We start from the raw sequence: 2,117 nt of genomic DNA on the forward strand, positions 1-2,117 counted from the left end.
TTATTATCCATATCCTGCACGGAACCGGTTACACAATATCCGTCCTGCCCTGCATGGCCGCTTTGTATGGTCCACCAAAACTGATAAAACAGGGTGACATTCAGTAAAAACCGCCTGAATTTCACACGTTAGGAAGATGACAATATGAAACATCACGCAGTCTGGTTCCTTTTTGCGTCTGTCAGCCTTCTTCCTGCCGTCGCCATGGCCCGTCCCACGCCTGCGCCCGTCCCCGCGGCAGCAACCGCAGCGTCACCGACACTGCCGCCGCTGACGGAATCAGATTCCACCTTTGCTGAAAACGTTTCGGCGCTGAACACATTTGAAATGACCATTTCAAAAATGGCCACGACACAGGCCAAGCGTCCGAAAGTGCAGGAATTCGCAGAAAAATCGCTGAAAATGCACACAGCGAACCAGAAAACCCTGTCCACCATGACGCTGAAGCACGGCCTGGAACTGCACAAGGACATGAGTTCGGACGAAACCGAGGTCGCAGACAACCTGAAGACCCAGAACGGGACCAAATTCGACCGCACTTACCTTGACCTGCAGGCCCAGGCGGCAAGCGATGCGCTGGCCATGTTCCAGAATGAAGCGGAATCAGCCAGTGACCCGGACCTGAAGGCCTATGCCTCCACCACGGCGGACACGCTTCAGGCCCACCTGAACGAAGCCATGAAACTCGGGGCCAGCAAGCCCACCCGGTAACCATGGCCGGCGGATCAGGATACCGGATTTACAGACAGGATCATTCATGACCATTCGCATCGACCGGATCGTGACCCGCGGCGGGGATACGGGCCAGACCTCGCTGGGCAACGGGGAACGGGTTGCCAAGGATTCGGCCCGGATCGAGGCCCTTGGCGCGCTGGATGAAGCCAATGCCATCATCGGCCTGCTGCGCGGCACCCTGCCCGCAGGCCGCAACGCCACCTTCATTGCATGGCTACAGGGACTGCTGTTCGATATTGGCGGCGCGATCTGCATGCCCGCCAAGCCGCCCCGTCCGCTTCCCCATGCGGCGGCCGCCCTTCAGGCCATGGAACATGAAATCGAGCGCCTGCGCGCGGATATTCCGCCACTGCGCAGCTTCATCCTGCCCGGCGGCACGCCTGCCGCCGCCCACGCCCATCTGGCGCGCACCGTCGTGCGCCGGGCGGAACGACGGCTGGCGACACTGGCGCGGCAGGACGATATCGGCACCAATATTCCCGCCTGCATGAACCGCCTGTCGGATTACCTGTTCGTGCTGGGACGACACCTTAATGACAACGGGGCGGCCGACCTGACATGGGCACCCGCTTCCCCTCCGCCTGACCTGAACTGAACAGGCGGGCCACCCGCATCATGCAGGCAGGCCGGACAGGTGCGCGCAGGCCTGTTCCGCCAGGATTTCCTGCGCTGCATTGACATCCAGCGCCATGACGACCTCATCATCCATGTCAGGTTCTTCCAGCGTCGCGAACTGGCTGTCCAGCATGGCGACCGGCATGAAGTGCCCGGTCCGTTCCCGCAGGCGTGGCGCGATGTCTTCCCGGCTCCCCTTGAGATAGACGAAACAGACATCCTGACCGCTGCCGCCAATATGTTCGCGGTATTTCCGCTTCAGCGCGGAACAGGTCACGATTCCGCACTGGTTCGCATCCCCCCACTGCCGGACCTGCTGCGCGATACGGTCCAGCCACGGGGCACGATCTTCATCCGTCAGGGGGATGCCGTTGCTCATCTTGGCGATGTTATGGGCGGTATGCAGGTCATCGCCCTCGATCACGGGCCAGCCCAGACGGTCGGCCATAAGCTGGGCCATGGTACTCTTGCCACATCCCGAGACCCCCATGACAATCAGCACGCATGGCCGGTTACCCTGCCGGAGCCTGCGTGAAAGGGAAACCGAAACGGCCTGCTGGTCAATGTTACACATTCCGCGTCCTGTCGGATGTTATCAGGGATAACCCATACCATCCCTTATCTGGACCAACCGCCCCCATGAAGGCAAGCGGCCTGTCGGCGGGAGACCATATGCCGCCAGAATATAAGGTGCTATTTTTATACACCAATTAAATGATATAAAAAATATATTCAAAATTATATTTATGAATTACTATACATTATAT

At 59.0% G+C, this 2,117-nt stretch carries 3 protein-coding genes; 2 read left to right on the forward strand and 1 reads right to left on the reverse strand.

Translation table 11 applies throughout. From position 1 onward, the window contains the following. Window positions 1-144: 144 nt before the first annotated feature. Window positions 145-711, forward strand: coding sequence for a DUF4142 domain-containing protein (locus F1542_RS07035; protein WP_193732413.1), 567 nt, complete (start codon window positions 145-147; stop codon window positions 709-711). 46 nt (window positions 712-757) lie between these two features. Continuing rightward, window positions 758-1,330: a cob(I)yrinic acid a,c-diamide adenosyltransferase gene (locus F1542_RS07040; protein ID WP_193732414.1), complete on the forward strand. Its 573-nt coding sequence runs from the start codon at window positions 758-760 to the stop codon at window positions 1,328-1,330. An 18-nt stretch (window positions 1,331-1,348) separates the two neighbouring features. Here F1542_RS07040 and F1542_RS07045 read toward each other — a convergent pair whose 3' ends face one another. Continuing rightward, complete coding sequence (locus F1542_RS07045) at window positions 1,349-1,924, reverse strand: gluconokinase (protein ID WP_193732415.1); 576 nt, start codon at window positions 1,922-1,924, stop codon at window positions 1,349-1,351. Window positions 1,925-2,117 lie beyond the last annotated feature (193 nt).

This window comes from Komagataeibacter sp. FXV3 (assembly GCF_015155755.1).
Classification (GTDB): Bacteria; Pseudomonadota; Alphaproteobacteria; order Acetobacterales; family Acetobacteraceae; genus Komagataeibacter.

What these genes read in the sequence shown, in the direction of transcription:
- F1542_RS07035 (WP_193732413.1), top strand. Translation starts at nt 145, where the DNA reads ATGAAACATCACGCAGTCTGGTTCCTTTTTGCGTCTGTCAGCCTTCTT.
- F1542_RS07045 (WP_193732415.1), bottom strand. Translation starts at nt 1,924, where the DNA reads ATGTGTAACATTGACCAGCAGGCCGTTTCGGTTTCCCTTTCACGCAGG.
- F1542_RS07040 (WP_193732414.1), top strand. Translation starts at nt 758, where the DNA reads ATGACCATTCGCATCGACCGGATCGTGACCCGCGGCGGGGATACGGGC.